Origin of the sequence: Staphylococcus sp. NWU MKU2 (genome assembly GCF_033283605.1) — a bacterium.
In the GTDB taxonomy this organism is placed as follows: Bacteria; Bacillota; Bacilli; order Staphylococcales; family Staphylococcaceae; genus Staphylococcus; species Staphylococcus haemolyticus.
This window is the reverse complement of sequence record NZ_JAVSMH010000002.1, coordinates 1-16725: the sequence shown is the minus strand read 5'-3', so window position 1 is coordinate 16725 and position 16725 is coordinate 1. Positions and strand designations below refer to the sequence as shown.

General features: G+C 30.3%; 23 protein-coding genes, 20 tRNA genes and 1 pseudogene. 3 read left to right on the top strand and 41 right to left on the bottom strand.

What is annotated here, in order from left to right:
- From SBL15_RS03505 to SBL15_RS03410, 21 genes and pseudogenes are all read right to left on the bottom strand, one after another.
- Window positions 1-906 carry a capsid protein gene (locus SBL15_RS03505; protein ID WP_107637875.1) on the bottom strand — a complete coding sequence of 302 codons (906 nt, stop codon included), beginning with the start codon at window positions 904-906 and terminating at the stop codon, window positions 1-3.
- A gap of 19 nt (window positions 907-925) precedes the next feature.
- Window positions 926-1504 carry a DUF4355 domain-containing protein gene (locus tag SBL15_RS03500; protein WP_317955162.1) on the bottom strand — a complete coding sequence of 193 codons (579 nt, stop codon included), beginning with the start codon at window positions 1502-1504 and terminating at the stop codon, window positions 926-928.
- Window positions 1495-1591, bottom strand: a pseudogene (locus SBL15_RS12975) (hypothetical protein); the annotation flags it as partial. The pseudogene SBL15_RS12975 and the gene SBL15_RS03500, both read right to left, overlap by 10 nt.
- A gap of 72 nt (window positions 1592-1663) precedes the next feature.
- The gene (locus SBL15_RS03495; RefSeq protein WP_037560577.1) at window positions 1664-1855 is read right to left on the bottom strand and encodes a hypothetical protein; all 192 of its coding nucleotides are present in this window, start codon (window positions 1853-1855) and stop codon (window positions 1664-1666) included.
- A gap of 5 nt (window positions 1856-1860) precedes the next feature.
- A complete protein-coding gene (locus SBL15_RS03490; protein WP_233641468.1) occupies window positions 1861-3207 on the bottom strand; it encodes a minor capsid protein in 1347 nt (448 codons plus the stop codon).
- The gene (locus SBL15_RS03485; protein WP_317955156.1) at window positions 3197-4645 is read right to left on the bottom strand and encodes a phage portal protein; all 1449 of its coding nucleotides are present in this window, start codon (window positions 4643-4645) and stop codon (window positions 3197-3199) included. Before SBL15_RS03485 ends, SBL15_RS03490 begins: the two co-directional genes overlap by 11 nt.
- A 12-nt stretch (window positions 4646-4657) precedes the next feature.
- On the bottom strand, window positions 4658-5932 hold the full coding sequence (locus SBL15_RS03480) for a PBSX family phage terminase large subunit (RefSeq protein ID WP_317955154.1): 1275 nt from the start codon (window positions 5930-5932) through the stop codon (window positions 4658-4660).
- The gene (locus SBL15_RS03475) at window positions 5919-6347 is read right to left on the bottom strand and encodes an HNH endonuclease (protein ID WP_075109284.1); all 429 of its coding nucleotides are present in this window, start codon (window positions 6345-6347) and stop codon (window positions 5919-5921) included. The genes SBL15_RS03480 and SBL15_RS03475 overlap by 14 nt, the downstream gene beginning before the upstream one ends.
- A gap of 134 nt (window positions 6348-6481) precedes the next feature.
- On the bottom strand, window positions 6482-6973 hold the full coding sequence (locus SBL15_RS03470) for a sigma factor-like helix-turn-helix DNA-binding protein (protein ID WP_107637870.1): 492 nt from the start codon (window positions 6971-6973) through the stop codon (window positions 6482-6484).
- A gap of 30 nt (window positions 6974-7003) precedes the next feature.
- On the bottom strand, window positions 7004-7522 hold the full coding sequence (locus SBL15_RS03465; protein ID WP_233641470.1) for a MazG-like family protein: 519 nt from the start codon (window positions 7520-7522) through the stop codon (window positions 7004-7006).
- A 13-nt stretch (window positions 7523-7535) separates the two neighbouring features.
- On the bottom strand, window positions 7536-7886 hold the full coding sequence (locus SBL15_RS03460; RefSeq protein WP_233641471.1) for a hypothetical protein: 351 nt from the start codon (window positions 7884-7886) through the stop codon (window positions 7536-7538).
- Window positions 7887-7904: 18 nt separating this feature from the next.
- On the bottom strand, window positions 7905-8267 hold the full coding sequence (locus SBL15_RS03455) for an SA1788 family PVL leukocidin-associated protein (protein ID WP_317955149.1): 363 nt from the start codon (window positions 8265-8267) through the stop codon (window positions 7905-7907).
- Window positions 8268-9167 (bottom strand): DnaD domain protein, encoded by a 900-nt coding sequence (locus SBL15_RS03450; RefSeq protein WP_317955147.1) that lies wholly within the window; start codon window positions 9165-9167, stop codon window positions 8268-8270. It lies immediately after the preceding gene.
- Window positions 9168-9180: 13 nt separating this feature from the next.
- The gene (locus tag SBL15_RS03445) at window positions 9181-9693 is read right to left on the bottom strand and encodes a DUF669 domain-containing protein (RefSeq protein ID WP_317955145.1); all 513 of its coding nucleotides are present in this window, start codon (window positions 9691-9693) and stop codon (window positions 9181-9183) included.
- Between the two features lie 21 nt (window positions 9694-9714).
- Window positions 9715-10473: an ATP-binding protein gene (locus SBL15_RS03440; RefSeq protein WP_317955143.1), complete on the bottom strand. Its 759-nt coding sequence runs from the start codon at window positions 10471-10473 to the stop codon at window positions 9715-9717.
- Window position 10474: 1 nt separating this feature from the next.
- Complete coding sequence (locus tag SBL15_RS03435; protein WP_233641474.1) at window positions 10475-11029, bottom strand: host-nuclease inhibitor Gam family protein; 555 nt, start codon at window positions 11027-11029, stop codon at window positions 10475-10477.
- Between the two features lies 1 nt (window position 11030).
- The gene (locus SBL15_RS03430; RefSeq protein WP_411861491.1) at window positions 11031-11294 is read right to left on the bottom strand and encodes a hypothetical protein; all 264 of its coding nucleotides are present in this window, start codon (window positions 11292-11294) and stop codon (window positions 11031-11033) included.
- On the bottom strand, window positions 11287-11580 hold the full coding sequence (locus tag SBL15_RS03425) for a DUF2482 family protein (protein WP_107637862.1): 294 nt from the start codon (window positions 11578-11580) through the stop codon (window positions 11287-11289). Before SBL15_RS03425 ends, SBL15_RS03430 begins: the two co-directional genes overlap by 8 nt.
- An 81-nt stretch (window positions 11581-11661) precedes the next feature.
- The gene (locus SBL15_RS03420) at window positions 11662-11838 is read right to left on the bottom strand and encodes a DUF1270 family protein (protein ID WP_107637861.1); all 177 of its coding nucleotides are present in this window, start codon (window positions 11836-11838) and stop codon (window positions 11662-11664) included.
- Between the two features lie 15 nt (window positions 11839-11853).
- Window positions 11854-12180, bottom strand: a complete 327-nt coding sequence (locus tag SBL15_RS03415) for a DUF771 domain-containing protein (RefSeq protein WP_107637860.1) — start codon at window positions 12178-12180, stop codon at window positions 11854-11856.
- Window positions 12181-12207: 27 nt separating this feature from the next.
- Window positions 12208-12426, bottom strand: coding sequence for a DUF739 family protein (locus SBL15_RS03410; protein WP_317955137.1), 219 nt, complete (start codon window positions 12424-12426; stop codon window positions 12208-12210).
- A 170-nt stretch (window positions 12427-12596) separates the two neighbouring features.
- On the opposite strand from SBL15_RS03410, the gene SBL15_RS03405 reads away from it, so the two are divergent.
- From SBL15_RS03405 to SBL15_RS03395, 3 genes are all read left to right on the top strand, one after another.
- A complete protein-coding gene (locus tag SBL15_RS03405; RefSeq protein ID WP_142837013.1) occupies window positions 12597-12980 on the top strand; it encodes a helix-turn-helix domain-containing protein in 384 nt (127 codons plus the stop codon).
- A 152-nt stretch (window positions 12981-13132) separates the two neighbouring features.
- Window positions 13133-13507, top strand: a complete 375-nt coding sequence (locus SBL15_RS03400) for a hypothetical protein (protein ID WP_317955134.1) — start codon at window positions 13133-13135, stop codon at window positions 13505-13507.
- 189 nt (window positions 13508-13696) lie between these two features.
- Window positions 13697-14743, top strand: a complete 1047-nt coding sequence (locus SBL15_RS03395; RefSeq protein ID WP_233641476.1) for a tyrosine-type recombinase/integrase — start codon at window positions 13697-13699, stop codon at window positions 14741-14743.
- Window positions 14744-14901: 158 nt separating this feature from the next.
- Here SBL15_RS03395 and SBL15_RS03390 read toward each other — a convergent pair.
- The 20 genes from SBL15_RS03390 to SBL15_RS03295 form a co-directional block, all read right to left on the bottom strand.
- A tRNA-Leu gene (locus tag SBL15_RS03390) sits at window positions 14902-14985 on the bottom strand.
- A gap of 44 nt (window positions 14986-15029) precedes the next feature.
- A tRNA-Gly gene (locus tag SBL15_RS03385) sits at window positions 15030-15104 on the bottom strand.
- Window positions 15105-15119: 15 nt separating this feature from the next.
- Window positions 15120-15194 (bottom strand) — tRNA-Gly (locus tag SBL15_RS03380).
- Window positions 15195-15212: 18 nt separating this feature from the next.
- Window positions 15213-15287: transfer RNA gene (locus SBL15_RS03375), tRNA-Gly, on the bottom strand.
- Between the two features lie 14 nt (window positions 15288-15301).
- Window positions 15302-15375: transfer RNA gene (locus tag SBL15_RS03370), tRNA-Gly, on the bottom strand.
- 8 nt (window positions 15376-15383) lie between these two features.
- Window positions 15384-15457: transfer RNA gene (locus SBL15_RS03365), tRNA-Cys, on the bottom strand.
- Window positions 15458-15462: 5 nt separating this feature from the next.
- Window positions 15463-15534, bottom strand: a tRNA-Gln gene (locus SBL15_RS03360).
- Between the two features lie 14 nt (window positions 15535-15548).
- Window positions 15549-15621, bottom strand: a tRNA-His gene (locus SBL15_RS03355).
- A 2-nt stretch (window positions 15622-15623) separates the two neighbouring features.
- Window positions 15624-15697, bottom strand: a tRNA-Trp gene (locus tag SBL15_RS03350).
- A 9-nt stretch (window positions 15698-15706) separates the two neighbouring features.
- Window positions 15707-15790: transfer RNA gene (locus SBL15_RS03345), tRNA-Tyr, on the bottom strand.
- A gap of 6 nt (window positions 15791-15796) precedes the next feature.
- Window positions 15797-15872: transfer RNA gene (locus SBL15_RS03340), tRNA-Thr, on the bottom strand.
- Between the two features lie 9 nt (window positions 15873-15881).
- Window positions 15882-15954 (bottom strand) — tRNA-Phe (locus SBL15_RS03335).
- An 11-nt stretch (window positions 15955-15965) separates the two neighbouring features.
- Window positions 15966-16041: transfer RNA gene (locus tag SBL15_RS03330), tRNA-Asp, on the bottom strand.
- An 11-nt stretch (window positions 16042-16052) separates the two neighbouring features.
- Window positions 16053-16126 (bottom strand) — tRNA-Met (locus SBL15_RS03325).
- 11 nt (window positions 16127-16137) lie between these two features.
- Window positions 16138-16230 (bottom strand) — tRNA-Ser (locus SBL15_RS03320).
- Window positions 16231-16265: 35 nt separating this feature from the next.
- A tRNA-Asp gene (locus SBL15_RS03315) sits at window positions 16266-16341 on the bottom strand.
- Between the two features lie 9 nt (window positions 16342-16350).
- Window positions 16351-16440 (bottom strand) — tRNA-Ser (locus SBL15_RS03310).
- A gap of 9 nt (window positions 16441-16449) precedes the next feature.
- A tRNA-Ile gene (locus tag SBL15_RS03305) sits at window positions 16450-16523 on the bottom strand.
- A gap of 28 nt (window positions 16524-16551) precedes the next feature.
- Window positions 16552-16625 (bottom strand) — tRNA-Met (locus tag SBL15_RS03300).
- Between the two features lie 24 nt (window positions 16626-16649).
- Window positions 16650-16725 (bottom strand) — tRNA-Ala (locus SBL15_RS03295).

Below are 16725 nucleotides of genomic sequence, written 5' to 3'. Positions count from 1 at the left end.
TTATTCAGGACTTACTGCCTTTTCTTTTTCATCTTTAAGTTTCACTTTTACAACTGCATCAATATTTTCTGGAAATACTTTAAGTGCAGCCATTAAAATAGTTTCAGCAGTTAATCGACTTGATTGAATATCATGTAAGACGCCGACAAATCCTGTTTCATCAGTGGCAAAATTAAATGCTTGACCTAACTCTCCACTTGGATCTGCATATGCAATATTTAAATTTTCAGATACTGTCATCCAAACTTCACCTTGTGGAACATCTGATAGTTCAATAAGTTTAACTCCCACAAAGTTAGTAAGTAGTCCCATTCCAAATAAAGAACCATTTGAAACAATTAATCCATTTGCTAAATGTTCAGCTGTATCATCTGGATTAACGAAAGCAATAGGTGTAATATCACTGTCGATAACAGTTGATAATTTGGCTCTACCTTTCGCTAATGCCCCTTGTAAGTTTTTAGATGTAAGCGCACGTTTATTACTATCTAATACCGTACCAGCTGCATCACTCATAACTTGCGCAAAATCAGTTTTTATTTTCTTTTGTGCATGTCTAAGTAATTCATTATCCGTTTTATTAACTGCTAAATCAAAGCCATGAGCTTGAATAGCTTCGGCTGTTGTTGCCTTACGATATTTATCAAACTGTAATTCAATAGTTTGTGCAAGTTCTCTATTTACTTTTGTTAAAGGAATTTCATCTCCTTCATAAGTAGAGTAACTTGGATCTTGTACTGTGAATTTATATAATTTAATACTTGAACCAATTGTCATAGGTAATTTATTGGTTACTCCAAGTACTTCTAATAATTTATTAATATTGTTCCCTATTCGATTCGCAAAATCAATCGACTTTGCTTGACTTAAATGTTCTTTTAAAATTACATTTTCTTCTGCTACCATATTTTCAACCTCCATTTAGTTAAGAAAATAAATTTATATTTTGTGCAATTGCCTTTTGCCGTTGTACATCGTCTTTAATTGACATAATATCTTGCTTTGTCATGCCAGTTGTTTGAGTATTGACTGGTGAATTTTGTCGTAATGCTTTCTCAACGTTACTTTTAACCATTTTATTTAATAAGTTAGTAAATGATTCAACATTTTTCTTTGTTGTTTCTGCATCGGAATTCACTAATACATTTATGATTTGATCATCAAAGTTTTCTACACCTGATTCACTATGCATTGAACGCGTTTCATTTCTCATTTGAGATAATGCCTTTTCAGCTTTTAATGCTTCATTCTCTTTCATAAGTTTTTCTATCTCATATTGACTTTTTTGGTCTTTATTCATCTTGGCCAGTTTTTCAGCTTCTTGAATAGCGTCTTTAATACACTCATCAGATTTTCTTCTTTCTCTAGCTAGACGGTCTTTAATCATTTGAGATACTTCTTCTTGGGAAAATGTTTTCTCATTATATTGGGCTTGTTCATTAGGTGTTTCTAATTTCTCATTGCTTTTTGCTTCTTCAGTAATATTACTTTGGTTGTTTTCCATGAGATATACCTCCGTTTATAGTCTGTCGACTTTTCATTCCATACTTGCTTTTATAACGTCATCAGCACGTTTTGGACATAAAAATAACCTTCCGTGGAAGGTTAAAAAAGTGTATAAAAATAGCACCACTTTCTATTTATATGGGTAGAAAGGATGCTTTCAGTTTAAAACAATTGATTTAATTTTATTCTCTGTTATATCGTATAAAATACTACCTGTATCTATTTCTATTGAATTAAATCCATCAAAATTATCATATTTATCATCAAAATCTGTCACTTTTCCAACTAATACTTTATTATTAGTAAGAGTTAATTTGACAATTTTTCCTAAGTAATATTGTAAATTCAAATTAATCACTCCTTTTTAATGTAAGGTACCACATGAAAACCAGTTTTAGAATAATGAACTTTACCTAATTTTGTTTCAATATATTCATCATTTACATAAGATTTGCCGATTATCTTGTTGTAGTTAATAATTTGTTTATTTCTAAATTTCCCTTCATCATCAAATAAAACAGGAAAATTAATAAATTCTTTTTTAGTTATTTTTTCAATCTCCTTGGGATCCAGCGTAATATAACTTGGCAAGATAGAAGAATTATATTTCTTATTATAGTATGCTTTTGTATTTAAAATATGGCGTTCTTGCTTTTCATTATTCAATTCTATCTTTATTTTACCACTACGTAACATTTCAAGCATTTCTTTTTTTGCTTTTTCTTGTAATTTTTCTTTTTCTAATACATTGTTCTGCACTTGATACTTACTTTTACGCTCAGTAAAGAAATTATCCCGCCAGTTTCCCACATGCGGTACTGTAGTACTTCTGCACCAAGGGTGCATTGGTGGAGCATTGATGCCTGGAACCATGTCTTTAACTTTAAATACTTTGCCATTTAATGTGTGACATATTTTAGATGTTTTCTTGTCAATTTTTGCTACATACTTGTACTCGCCATCTTCACCTAATTCTTTAAGATAAGTTAGCTTCTGTGATTCAGCCTGAACACGTGCAGATTCAGTAACTAACAATCTACTAGCATTATAAGTAGTGGCATTTGTTTGCTTTTTAAACTCAGATACATACTCATTAGGATGTCTCCCTCTAAGTAATACATTGCTCGTCGTTTTTTCCACTTCTTTTTGAACTACAGCCATATCTTGCCATAATCTTTTAGACCACTTCACACCTTTAAAATTACTGTTAACGACTGCCTGTACTTCAGTTTCATCAATTTTTACATGTTTACCAAGTATATGTGCTTGTCTTTCAACTTCTCTATCAACCGCATCAACTAATTTATTTTCTATCTTATCTTGAATATCTAAAGTGGAATCTTTGACTATCAAATCTAATTGTTGCTTTAATAATTTTTCTCTAGATACTCTCATAGTCAAGTTATACAGTTTAAGTACTTTGTTTGCTTCATCGCTAAAATCTCTACGCTTCACATATTTTTTAGCTTTGTTTCGAAACGCATATACATCAAAGTCATCTGTTTTTTTCATGACTTCTTGAATTGTTAATCCTGTATTCGTTGCATATTTTGCATAAAAGGCGAGTAGTTCCCTCATTATTTCTGCATACATTAACATAATAATACGTTCTATTTCTGAAGTAGCTTGGGCATCAGCTAATGTCTCCGCTTCTATAACATTTTGAGCCCTCTCTAACCAATAATCCTGACTATCTGTCATAACTATCAGTCATTTCTTTTATGTGAGTAATGGGTAATTCAAATGATGAATGATCACTTTCTTCTCTTAATTTCTTTCTTTCATTATCCATTTTTTTAATCTCATCATTAGGATTCTCAATAATAGGCAAAAGTTTCAATCTTGTTTGTTCTGAAACTCCTCCATTAAGTGCATTGAATGCTTCAATAAATTCAGATAAAGATTTAGGTAAATTAGGTGTAAAAGTAATTTCAATTTTTGTGTAGTCGTAGTTATATACACTTGTTAAATTAAGATTATTAAATAGAATTTTATAACGTCTCATTAAGCCCTTTTTAAATAATCTTTCTTTTATTGATCGCACTTGTTCTAAACCAAAAAGCTTATATTTCATTGATTCACCAGATTGTACCCCACTAAAATTTTCGTCAGTTAAATCTGGAGTATTTGTATATTTATGAATATCTCTTTGCAACCTCGTTTTATAAGCTTCGGCACCATTAACTTCATATTGTTTATAAATATACTTTACTTCAGCATTGCTATCAGAACCATTTGAATTAATATTTGGTTTAATATGCACCATGTTAGCTTGTCTGAATTTATGTGCATCATCTCCATCTATTTCAACATTTCCTACAATAGCTAACATTGCATCATTTATATCTGTCATATAATTAGCAGTATCCGATTGTGCACTATGGTATAAGTCGATTAAAGAAATCACATTTTCAAAATCACCTTGCTTAAATTGGTCATTTAAATACTCTATTATAGGCACATCATTATAATAATGTTTAATTGAATCAATAGCTAAAAACTTTCCACTTTTTGTAGTAATATAAAAAATCCTATCAACTGTGTATACTTCTATCTTTTGTACTGGTAAATTGTCATTATCTTTAACTATATAATATCTTATACCTGCAATAATCTTTTTTTCTAAGGTGTTATCGTACACTACAAATGTATTTTTAGAATCAAGCACTTTAAATTTATCTACATCATTTTTGTCTCTATAAACAATTTCATATGCTCTACCATATATTGATAAATTAAGTGCTAAATCGCTATTTGTTGCATCTGCATCATTAGTAACATTTAAATTGGCTATGGCTTCATTTGTCTTTTCATCTTTATGAGTAATACTGATAGGATTACCAGTTAAATATCCTACTATAAAGCGTGTTACATATTTAGCATAATTATGTACAGCTCTATGATCTGATTTATCACTTAAATCAGTAACTCTTCTTTTATCAGTTAATATATCTGTATTTCTATTAAGATAATAATCTTCTAACATAATCAATCTAGGTAACTGTTCAGTTTTATGCTTATTTATTAAACTTAGCAATACTTCTTCTTTAAGTAATTGCTCTACATTTGTTAATAAAAAATCATCATTAGCAACTTTAGAGAACTTTATGTTGTTAATATCACGGTTGTATATTGTCATTAGTTCACATCCTTAAAACATTCTTCTCATTTGTTTTAAACTTTTAATATCTGCGCTATCAGTTTTATTTTTAAATATTAATTTACTAACTGCATACCTTAATGCGTCCATACAATGGTTATAAGAATCAACTGGCTCATTATAGTACTCACCTGTTTTTTTATCTTTTTTCCAAGTGTAATTATCTAATTCTTCTATGGTTTTAAAACATCTTTCGTCGACAATTATTTCAAATTGACTGATGTATTGAATGCCAGTTAAAATACTATCTTTTCCTTTCATAGCTGGTTCTATTCTACTGACGCCTTTTATTTTAATCTCTGCTATACTTTTTTGTTCAGCTGAGTCCGCTATTATAACTTCTTTAGCAAACCCTAAATTAATAATTAAATTGGCTATTTCATCATTTAACATCCCTTTTTTAACAAACTCAGATAAGATGTATAGCTTTTTATTATCTAAATCTACTTTCACATGAATAAAAGCACTCGGATCATTAATATATCCAAAGTCTAGACCAAAATATGAAGGTAAATGTTTTACTTTTTCAAAGTTAATAAATTGTTTTGTATACTTTGGAAATATTAGTTTATCTAACGTAGCGAATTCACCAAGCGCATAAATCTTATAGTAAGCAGGATTTCTATCGGCCAACTGTTTTAAGTTATTTTTAGTTAATTCGTCTAAAAACTTATTATCTTTATAACTAGACTGCCTTATTAGAACATCATGAAGTTGTTGGCTAGGTTCGAAAAATGCTTTGTAAACCCAATTTAATTTTGAAACTGGGTTAAACATTAAAAATATTTGTCTTTGGACATGTTTCTTTTCTCTTAAACTTAACGTAAGTTGTGTATAATCATCTAGTGTAAATTCAGAAGCTTCTTCCATAACTACATCAGATATTGCTTTAATTGATTTTATTTTTTCAGGGTTATCTAACCCTTTAAATAAAAAAATAGCGCCATTAGGTAGCACTACTTTATTATCAGTCTTATTCCATTTACACAAATCCCAAATCTTAAAATCGATCAAGCAACTTCTTACATCTTCAAACAGGCTATCTGTAATAGTTGCTTGAACTTTACGTAACCATAATACCTTTCTAGGATATTTCCATTTTTTTAAAGACTTTATAATAACCTTTTGTACTACACCATGTGATTTACCACTTGAACCACCACCATAATGAACCTCAGTAAAATTAGAATAATCTTCTAAAATTTCATATATATTTTTATTGAATACTTTATTGGGATATTTAAAGTTAAGTCTAATCGTCGTCATCATAATCACCGATGTTAATTTCTATGTTTTTCTGAGTGATTTCTTGTTCAACTTTATCTCTATATTTATGTGGTAATCTATTTTTAAGCGCAAATATTAGGGATGTAGGATTAGCATGTTCATATTTCTTAACTCTCACTACTTTTCCAGTATTTGTAACTGTTTCTTCTTCATAGTAATAACCTACAGCTCTTTTGTGTAGTGCATTTTCTAATTCATAGTCAGAAACTTCTTTTCCTTTTTTTATGGCGTCTAAAAAGTCTGGAATATTCTTTTTCCATTTAATTAAAGTATGTTTTGATACGCTTAGATTTTTAGCTATTTGCTCATCTGTTAATCCATCTCTTTTCCAACCTTCAACTAATCCTAATTTACTCTCTATATCTAACTTTTCATATAAACCTTTTCTAGCCATTTCTTTTACCACCAACTCTCACGCTATTAGCTTTATAAAATTAAAATACCTACCCGTATCATTACAGGTAGGCTTTAGGAGAACATGCCAGAAGGACTTAACCTTCTACTTATGTATCATCTTTAAGACAAATTTTAGTTTATAAATATATTTGTTTCCAATTCAGTATTTATTTTATTTAGAGCTCTTTCAATATATTTTTGAACAGTTCCAATTCTGATACTTAATAAATCTGCACATTCTCTATAAGTTAATTTTTCACATTTTATCATTATAAAACACTCTAATTCAGTAGTTGTTAGACGCATTAATGCATAATTCACTTTGTGGTTAACATTGTTTATAATATCTGAATACTCAATTGTAGATATTTTTTTATAAATAGATTCACTTATTACTTTGTTAATCACTTGTTGATCAACTAAGTAGCATTGAGATTTATCAATAGCATTATAGTTACCAGGTTCATGTCCCTTTTTTAACCATTCAATTGAGTATTCTATATCACTTAAGATGTTTTTATAGATTGGTAAATCTTCTATCTCATTTGCACTTTTTTCTATCTCTTTAATTTTTTTCAATACAGCTAATCTAGTTTTCCTATACTCAACCAATAAATCTTTCATGCTGTAATAACCCCTGATGTCATTAAGTAATTAATTTAGATTATCTAAATCATCTTCTTTAATAAATTTACCATCAATTATTTTCCCTTTTCTATTTTTAATTTCATCATAAGCAAGTTTTACACAGTAAGATAAACTCGTTTTATATTCGGTTACCGTTTTATGCAACAATGATAATAAATTAGATATTTCTGTCTGTATATTTGTGAATAAATAAGTATTTGCAGCATTTTCATTAAGTAATTTATTCAACATGTCACCTAATTTACTAAGATGTTTAATGTAATTAACAGTTGTTGATTCACCTTCATAATATTTTGAAATTTCTTCAGCCAATTTTATATTTCCATTAGTTTGTTGCATCATTATTGTCATAACTATAAACATATCACCAATGCTATCCATAATTAATTGCTTATTATTTTTATTTAGTCCCTTAACTAGTTCTCCATATTCTTCAATTAATTTGTCATACTGCTTCATAGGACACGCAGTATTTAAAGAACGATCTTTACTCCATAATTCAATATTTTTAATTAAAAGTTCCATTATACTCATAACCTCACTTTAAATAGTTACATATTAGTTCTTGTAATTCCTTTTCTATCTCTTCATCGCTTTTTATCGAAATTTTTAGTCTTTCTCGTACATCGCTAATATATTTATCCCAAGCATTGGCTTTTTCTAAAATAGTTAATTGATTCACTTTTCTTTTACTTTCTAACTCGTCCACATAATGTAGTATTCCCAAATACTGTGAACTAGCAGGATTTATTTCTAGTTTTAACCTTAAATAATTAATCAATGAAGTATAATTTCTTTTGATTCTGAGTAACTCATCTAGAAATTTATAAGTATCATATAATTCATAATCTCGATTAAATTCTTTTAAGTTAAAATTCTTATCGATCATATCTTTCTCCTTTGCAAATTATCTGAAAGCTTTTAGAGCATAATTTAATAAATTGTAATAATATTTTGATGCTTTAACTTTTTGAGGGTATTTCTGTAAATGTTCTTTAGCTTTCATTTCTTTTAATAAAAGTTGTTGCTTTTTTATTTCTCTCTTTTTCCTGTTTTTTTCAGCTAATTTTTTTATTTCAAGCAATTTATCATATTCTTCTCTAGACATCTCTTTAGGCTGGTTAATGATATAATATCTTGGCCATCCATTTTTAACTCGAGCTGTAATTGTAGCTCGAGTTATATTTAATTCTTGCATACGTGTTATTTCTTCGTCAGTGAATTCAAGTCTTTTGCCAGCACATTGCATAACTTTGCGGATATTAGACAATTATGACTCCCCCCAATCTTCTTTTAGTTGTTTTCTAAAAGCTGCTCTTTCTTTTTCGAAATTAGGGTTTACCTCGCTTTTATAATTATTTTGGTTGCGATTAGCCAACCATTTTGGTGTTTTTTCTCTTGAGTATGTTTTAAAATTTTTATGTTGTTTTTGTTGTAGTCGTTGCTGTTCGTATTGCTCTACTGCATTGAGATTATTTAAATTTTGCTTACGCCAATCCTTCAATAGATAGTCAACAAAGCGATAATTATGAACGTTTGATAAAGCTGCTTTTTCTATTGCATATCCTAATAATTCTTTCCCGAATTCTTCGTAATCTTGAGTGAATTTTTGTATAGTTATTGGACTAGGAGTTTGTTCTATATTTTCTTGATAAAGATTGAATACATCTTTAAATTGGGCGTCGTTGCTTAACTCATCTCTCTTGTTCTCATTATTCCCATTATTATTATTATTTACATTATTATCATTATTGTTTGTTTCTTTCTGTGTCTTTTCAGTGTCTTTTGACTGTTCTTCCACTGTTTTTTCAGTGTCTTTTTTGTTTTCTTTTTTTAAATTGTCATGTTGATAAAAGTCATATTTCACAATGGTTATAATTGTTTTTTTCGTGTCTTTTTTTAACTCAATCATCGTCTCGTCTTCTAACGCTTTTAGAAAATTATTCACCTTGGTTATTGACCAATTCCAACGCTCTCTCAACTGTCTAAGTGAAGTAATTCTTTGTCCACGTTTTACAATTATTAACTCTCCATCAACCATTATTTTACTTTCAGTATGATTTACCAATAATAACAAATCGATCCATGCTTCAAATCGCGAGAATTTTCTCTTTTCCTTGAATAACCAATGATTTAGAATTGAACGATGTAAACTTATCCAACCTGTCATTTAAATCACCTCATTAAAAAGGTAAATCATCATCAGTGATTTCTAGATTATTAAGGAAATTGTCGTCTTCAATGCTAAATTTTTGTTCTCCTCTTTTTATTTTTGACGAAACATCATCATTATTATCAGTGAATTTTTCAAATACAGGAGTACCATCGAATTTCCAAATCTTCTTTAAATTATTCCTGAATTTATCAGTGTATTCATTATATTCACGCTTTAACTCGATATTAATAGGTTTGCCAATAATATCATTTTCTGTAAATGAGAACTGATAGTTATTATTAGTTATATTCAATAATCTTAAGAATGTATACAACCAATTCCTTGCAAATTCATTATTAAGATCTGCATTAGCATAATGAGTGAATTCTCCTTCTTCTTTATGAGTAAACGTAATAGCAAACTGTGGGTGTTCATTTTTAGATTCCTTTGCTACAAAATCTTTAATTCTCACACTAAATCGTCCTGCTGGAATATAATTGCCTATTTCTTCTGCTCCATTTAAATCTAAGTTAAATTTCATACCTAAATACTCTCCTTTAAATTAGTTTCCATTTCTAATGGCATCTACAATATCTTTAACACAAGGGTTAATAAATTTTTTATTACTAATATTTATATTCGGGGAATGTCTAATTTTTGTTTCAAATAAATTTGAAGGTTCTGCATTTAAAATATAATTAAAAGTTTTTTCGCCATCTAAATCATATTCTTCAATAGTCATTCTCGCTAAGACATCTGATTGGCTTACTACTGCCTTACGTATTTGATCTTGCGCCTCTATAGTGATAGTAGGATTAATAGTACTACCTTCTTCATCTTTATCTTTGTTTATCCCTTCATGGCCACTAATAGCTAAATGAAATTGATATTCTTCTTGAAGCTTAGAAATATATCTATAAATACTCACAATTCTATCAGCACATTCTCCCCAATCATTAAAACTAGGTTTTCTAGTTTTATTTTCCATAATATCTTTAATCGTTATATCTCTTAACTTTTGTATAGTCTCAATCACAACTATATCTATCTGCTTATTTATTTTCCTAAGTTCAAGTAAAACTTTTGGTAATTTTCTAATAACAGTAGTGAAGTGTTTATAATTTTTATTTTGTACAACTGCTCCATCTTGGGTAACTGTAGTTCCATCTTCGTGTATATCTAACACCAAAGCATTGTTATCTTTAGTCAAAAATGTTGTTTTACCTGTGCCGAATTTTCCATATATTGCGAATTTATAATATTTGTTAGAATTTTGTTTACTAATATCTTTGACGCCTAACTGATTTAAAATATCTGACATACTAATCACCAGCTTTAACTGTATATGTGGTCGGTTTTTGAACTAAATAAATTCCTTCTAAAACTTCACCATTAGCATCAATTAAAGTGCCATTTTCTGTTGAATTAAAATCCTTTTTAATATCAGCTTGATTAAGTTTTTTACTAATCTTAATAAATTTGTATAATCCTCTTTTTTCAAGTTCATCAATAATTGCTTGTTCATTATTAATCTGTAATACTTTAGCACCAACTCTTGAAGATACTTTTCCGTAGGGTGTACTTAATTTAAATTTCTTATCATTTTCTTTTTGCTGAATATAGTATTCTTTTAAAAGGTGCTCCAAATATTCTTTTTGTTGCTGAATTTGATTTAATTCTTTCTCTTGCCAAGTTTCAATTCGAGCAATTTCATCTCCGGCCAAATTATTAATTTCATTCTCTTTATTACTTATTGCGTTTAACTTTTTGAATGCCCAATTAGCTGTTTTCAAATCTTTAATTTTAAAAGTTTCTCTAATATCAAAATTATCTAACTCTCTTAATTCTTGTAGTTCTAATTCTTGAAATTGATTCATTTCACTTCACTCCTTTTTGAATAATTTTTCGTCCTCTTAAAACTTCAATAACTAAGTTCTTTAGTCTCACATGAGAGTCTGGATAAATTTCAAGAATTTGTATTAATTTATTATTAGTTTTATATTTATCGCTATAATGTAAAAAGTTAATTATTAATTGATCATTATTATTTCTCTCAATTTCTAATAAACATCGTTCACTAGAAACTAAAAATTCATCAATTAATTCTTTATATATAAGTTGAAGACTCATCTTACTATTCATCAATATCACTACCTAAATATTTAGCAATTTTTGCCTCACAATAGCCACTAACAATATTTTCTGTACTCTTATCATTAAGCATGATATCAATGATATTTTCACTATTACCTCGTATAAATATTGCACCTTCAGAATAATCTTTCCCCTTAATAGAAGTAAGAATATAAGCAGTTGGCTCATAATTAGTTTCATTCTTAATGCGTTCAAATAACACTCTCAACTTATTAACTTCATTAATTACTAAAAATCTTATTTCATTTTGTTTCAAATTTTTTAAGTTTTGCATGTTGATATCCTCCTAAAGTTGCTTTAAAATAAATTTGAAAAATTATTTTTTATTTGACTGTTTGCTAATTGCCGTTAGCATTCAGTCTTTTTTTAAAGTTTTAATAAAGTAACTATCAAAAAATATAAAGGTAAATATAGATATAATGCCTGAAGTACCTAGAGCAGTAGTAAAATAAACTCCTAATAGCATTAATAAAAATGAAGCACTTAGAAACATTAAATATGCTATTAAAAATGCTAATTCTGAATAAGTCACATTTAATTACCTCCTTTAGTTAGCTCTAAAAGTTCTAGCTGAAGCTCTTATTCTTGAATGATTTTTTACTAGCCACTCTTTCATTTTGTCAGCTATCATTGAGTAACCTTCTCTATTGGCTGTTGGATAATAGACTATATTTAACTCTTTTAACTCTTCTTTAAAAGGGGGATAATTTAACATGTCGATGCACCATTGACGCCCTTTCTTACATTCTCTTTTTAAATCATCAATATCCCACCATGTTGAAATTTCTTCTTTATCAATATTTTCTGTTAGTTTTTCTAAAATTCTTGAATCAATGAGTTTATTTAAGGCGTCTAAATTTACTAAATCAATCATTTTCTTTCACCTCCAAAAAGTTCAATACTATTGAACTTTGCGATTAAAAAAATATATTGGAATACTATCTTCTTTAAGTTCTAGTAAATCAATAGCTTTCGCCATCTCTTTATCTTTCCAAGAAACTTTATTATTTAATTTCAATGAAAGGCTTCTTTCTGATAGTCCAATACTTTTAGCAAATGCGTACTGACTTCCATATTTTGAAAAAATACGACCATTTAAAGCTGAATAATCAAATTTCATATTATCCACCTCCTTTTAATTTTTGTTCAATTTTATTGAACCTGTGTTTAATTTATCACAGAATAAATTTGCGCGCAATACTTTTATTCAATAATTTTGAATTTTATTATTGAACTTTTGTTCAATCTTATATATAATATGTCTATAGACTTTAAGGAGGCCCTTAAAAAATGAGAAGTACTATTAGCGTTAGACTAAAAGAAGCTATGAAGCAAAATGGAATGAAGCAAATTGACGTAATCAATAAAGCAAATATGTTAAAAGATAGTGATGGTGTTAAAGTAACTAAAACTGATTTAAGTCAATATGTTAATGGTAAAACTTCTCCAGGCCAACAAAAGTTATATATTTTAGCTAAAGCACTAAATGTAAGTGAGGCTTGGTTATTAGGTTATGATGTAGAACCTAAAAGACCCACCGATGAAGAGAGAAAATTAAGCCACAAAGGTGAAATTATTGCTGCACATATTAGTGACGACGTTAATGACAAAGAAATGAATGAAATTATAAACTTCATAGAATATATAAAAAGCAAAAGAAATAGCGATAAATAAAGAGAACGCTAACTTACTAATAAATAAGTATTAGTTTAAGTGTGTTCTCTTTTTTTATATAAATTATGCATAATTTAAACATATATAGGAGTTGATGTTTAGATAAAAAAAAACAATTTATAATCACTAAAACTAAATAAGGAGTGAGAATTATGCATCAATATAAGGAGCTGATTGATGATATTAATGTTAAATATATGGAGATGCCTAGTAAATTAGAATGTTTAATTTCAGGTAATGATTTATACATTAATGAACGTTTATCATCTTCAGTATTCATTAGAGAAACATCTAATTCTTATTATTCTATAAGCAATGAAATTACTTCATTAATCCCTTTAAATCAAATTGAACATGCAGTTACTATATATAACTGTACTTCCCTTCTAAAACTCAGTACGTTTTTCAAACTACCTACTACTTTTATTTTTCTAAATCTCTATTTTTACTCAATTAAATACTCTAATCTATCTTTTATAAATAATTTTCATATCAAAGGCTTAAAAATTCATGAAATTGATATATAGTTGGTCATTTTAATTATTATTATTTTAATCACAAAAAATTAATTTTACTAAATATCTTCGAATATATTTTTGTTATCAGACTTATCTTCTATTTTTAAAGATGATAATTTATATTCAGTTACTTTAGAAAAGGAATAAACATCATTATAAGGTAGCTTAGACTACCTTATTTTTAGGAGGAAAGACATCATGAAAGTAACAAAACGTGGTAACAGTTGGCAATATGATTTATTTTTTGAGAATAAACGTTATAGAAAAGGCTCTTTTACAACCAAACGTGAGGCTACTCTAGCAGGTAATGAATTGTTAAATAATTTAACTAAGGGGATAAATCCTTATAATAAAATAGCATTTTCACAGTATTTAAAAGAATGGAAAGAAATATATATTAAAGATTATGTAGGTGCTAAAACTTATAATAATTACGATAGATACTGCTCTAAAGTTGAAAAGTATTTTAAAGAAAAACCAATAAATAAGGTAACCAGAAATGAATATCAATTATTCATAACAAGTTTTAAAAATAGCTTAAGCCAAGATCAATTAGGACGTTTAAACCAGTTTATAAAAAAAGCAGTATCAACGGCTATATTTGACGGTTTATTAACTAAAGATTTTACATTTAATGTAAAAATAGAATCTTCTAAACCTCCTATCAAAAAAGAAACTGATAAATATTTTAATATTGATGAATTAAAACAAATAAAGACTTATTACTTAAATAAAACACGTTATTATTCAGCATCTACTCATCTGATATTATTAATGATTGAAACTGGTGGAAGATTTTCAGACTGCATTAATTTAACTAGAAAAGATATTAACGAAGCGAACTCCACTATTTTCTTAAATGGCACTAAAAACAAATCAGCAGCACGAACGGTAACAGTGTCAAAGTCATTAATAAAATTACTTATAAATTATATAGATAATCACACAACTTCAATTGAAGGATATGTATTTGTGAATAAAGGTAAACAAATAACAAATTCAACTGTTAATAAATCTATACGTGAAGCTTGTAGTCAATTAAGTATTGATAGAAATATTACTAGTCATGCATTTAGACATACACATGCTTCTTTGTTAATCCATGAAGGATTGAATATATACTATATTTCTAAAAGATTAGGTCATTCTTCAATTGATATAACATTAAAAGATTATGGTCATTTACTAAAAGAAACTTATGAAAAAGATAATAAGAAAGCTCTTAAAATCATTAATGAGTTGTGACATAACTTGTGACATAAATTTTTAATTTAGTCCCCTCTTGTGACATAGATGTGACATAAAAATAGTTTCTAAAAGTGTCTAAAAATATAAAAAAAAGAGTGAAAACGTTGATTTAACAACATTTCCACTCTAAAAATTCCTAAAAGAATTTAAATATATACCGGCGGTCGGGGTCGAACCGACACTCCAATACAGGAACGGGATTTTGAGTCCCGCGCGTCTGCCAATTCCGCCACGCCGGCTCAATTTTTGATAAATAAAAAACTTCCATTTGGAAGCAAAAACATGGAGCGGAAGATAGGATTTGCACCTATATCTCGTTCCGGGAAGGAACGTATTCTAAAAGTTGAAATACTCCCGCATTATTAAAAACTATTGGAGCGGAAGATAGGATTTGCACCTATATCTCGTTCCGGGAAGGAACGTATTCTAAAAGTTGAAATACTCCCGCATTATTATTAAAAATTATTGGAGCGGAAGATAGGATTTGCACCTATACCTTGTTCCGGGAAGGAACATATTCTAAGAGTTGAAATACTCCCGCATTATTAAAAATTATGGAGCGGAAGATAGGACTTGCACCTATACCTCATTCCGGGAAGGAATGTGTTCTAAAATTGAACTACTCCCGCATCGTGCATGGAGGCGGCAACCGGATTTGAACCGGTGATAAAGGTTTTGCAGACCTCTGCCTTACCACTTGGCTATGCCGCCAATAACTGGGCTAGCTGGATTCGAACCAGCGCGTGACGGAGTCAAAGTCCGTTGCCTTACCGCTTGGCTATAGCCCATTAATAAAATTAAGGGCGGTTGAAGGGAATCGAACCCTCGAGTGTCGGAACCACAATCCGATGCGTTAACCACTTCGCCACAACCGCCATGGCAGGGACAGTAGGAATCGAACCCACATCAAAGGTTTTGGAGACCTCTATTCTACCGTTGAACTATGTCCCTAATTTAAGATGGTGGAGGGGGGCAGATTCGAACTGCCGAACCCGAAGGAGCGGATTTACAGTCCGCCGCGTTTAGCCACTTCGCTACCCCTCCATGAGATGGTGCCGGCCAGAGGACTTGAACCCCCAACCTACTGATTACAAGTCAGTTGCTCTACCAATTGAGCTAGGCCGGCATAACAAAATGGTTCAGGACAGAGTCGAACTGCCGACACATGGAGCTTCAATCCATTGCTCTACCAACTGAGCTACTGAACCATAATTTGTAATGGCGGTCTCGACGGGAATCGAACCCGCGATCTCCTGCGTGACAGGCAGGCGTGTTAACCGCTACACTACGAGACCTAAAAGATAAATTGCGGGAGGCGGATTTGAACCACCGACCTTCGGGTTATGAGCCCGACGAGCTACCGAACTGCTCCATCCCGCGATAATAATTAATGGCGGAGGAAGAGGGATTCGAACCCCCGCGGCCCGTTAAGGCCCTGTCGGTTTTCAAGACCGATCCCTTCAGCCGGACTTGGGTATTCCTCCACTAATTAAATGTAAATTACTATAAAATTATTAAATGGCGGTCTCGACGGGAATCGAACCCGCGATCTCCTGCGTGACAGGCAGGCGTGTTAACCGCTACACTACGAGACCAATAAAATACGGAGGAAGAGGGATTCGAACCCCCGCGAGCCGTTAAGCCCCTGTCGGTTTTCAAGACCGATCCCTTCAGCCGGACTTGGGTATTCCTCCAAAATTATATGGACCTTGCAGGACTCGAACCTGCGACCGAACGGTTATGAGCCGTTAGCTCTAACCAACTGAGCTAAAGGTCCAAATTATAATTCTACAACTAATAAGTAGTGGCGGTGGAGGGGATCGAACCCCCGACCTCACGGGTATGAACCGTACGCTCTAGCCAGCTGAGCTACACCGCCGTTATCTAGTTTGTAAATTTAATATGGTGGAGACTAGCGGGATCGAACCGCTGACCTCCTGCGTGCAAAGCAGGCGCTCTCCCAGCTGAGCTAAGCCCCC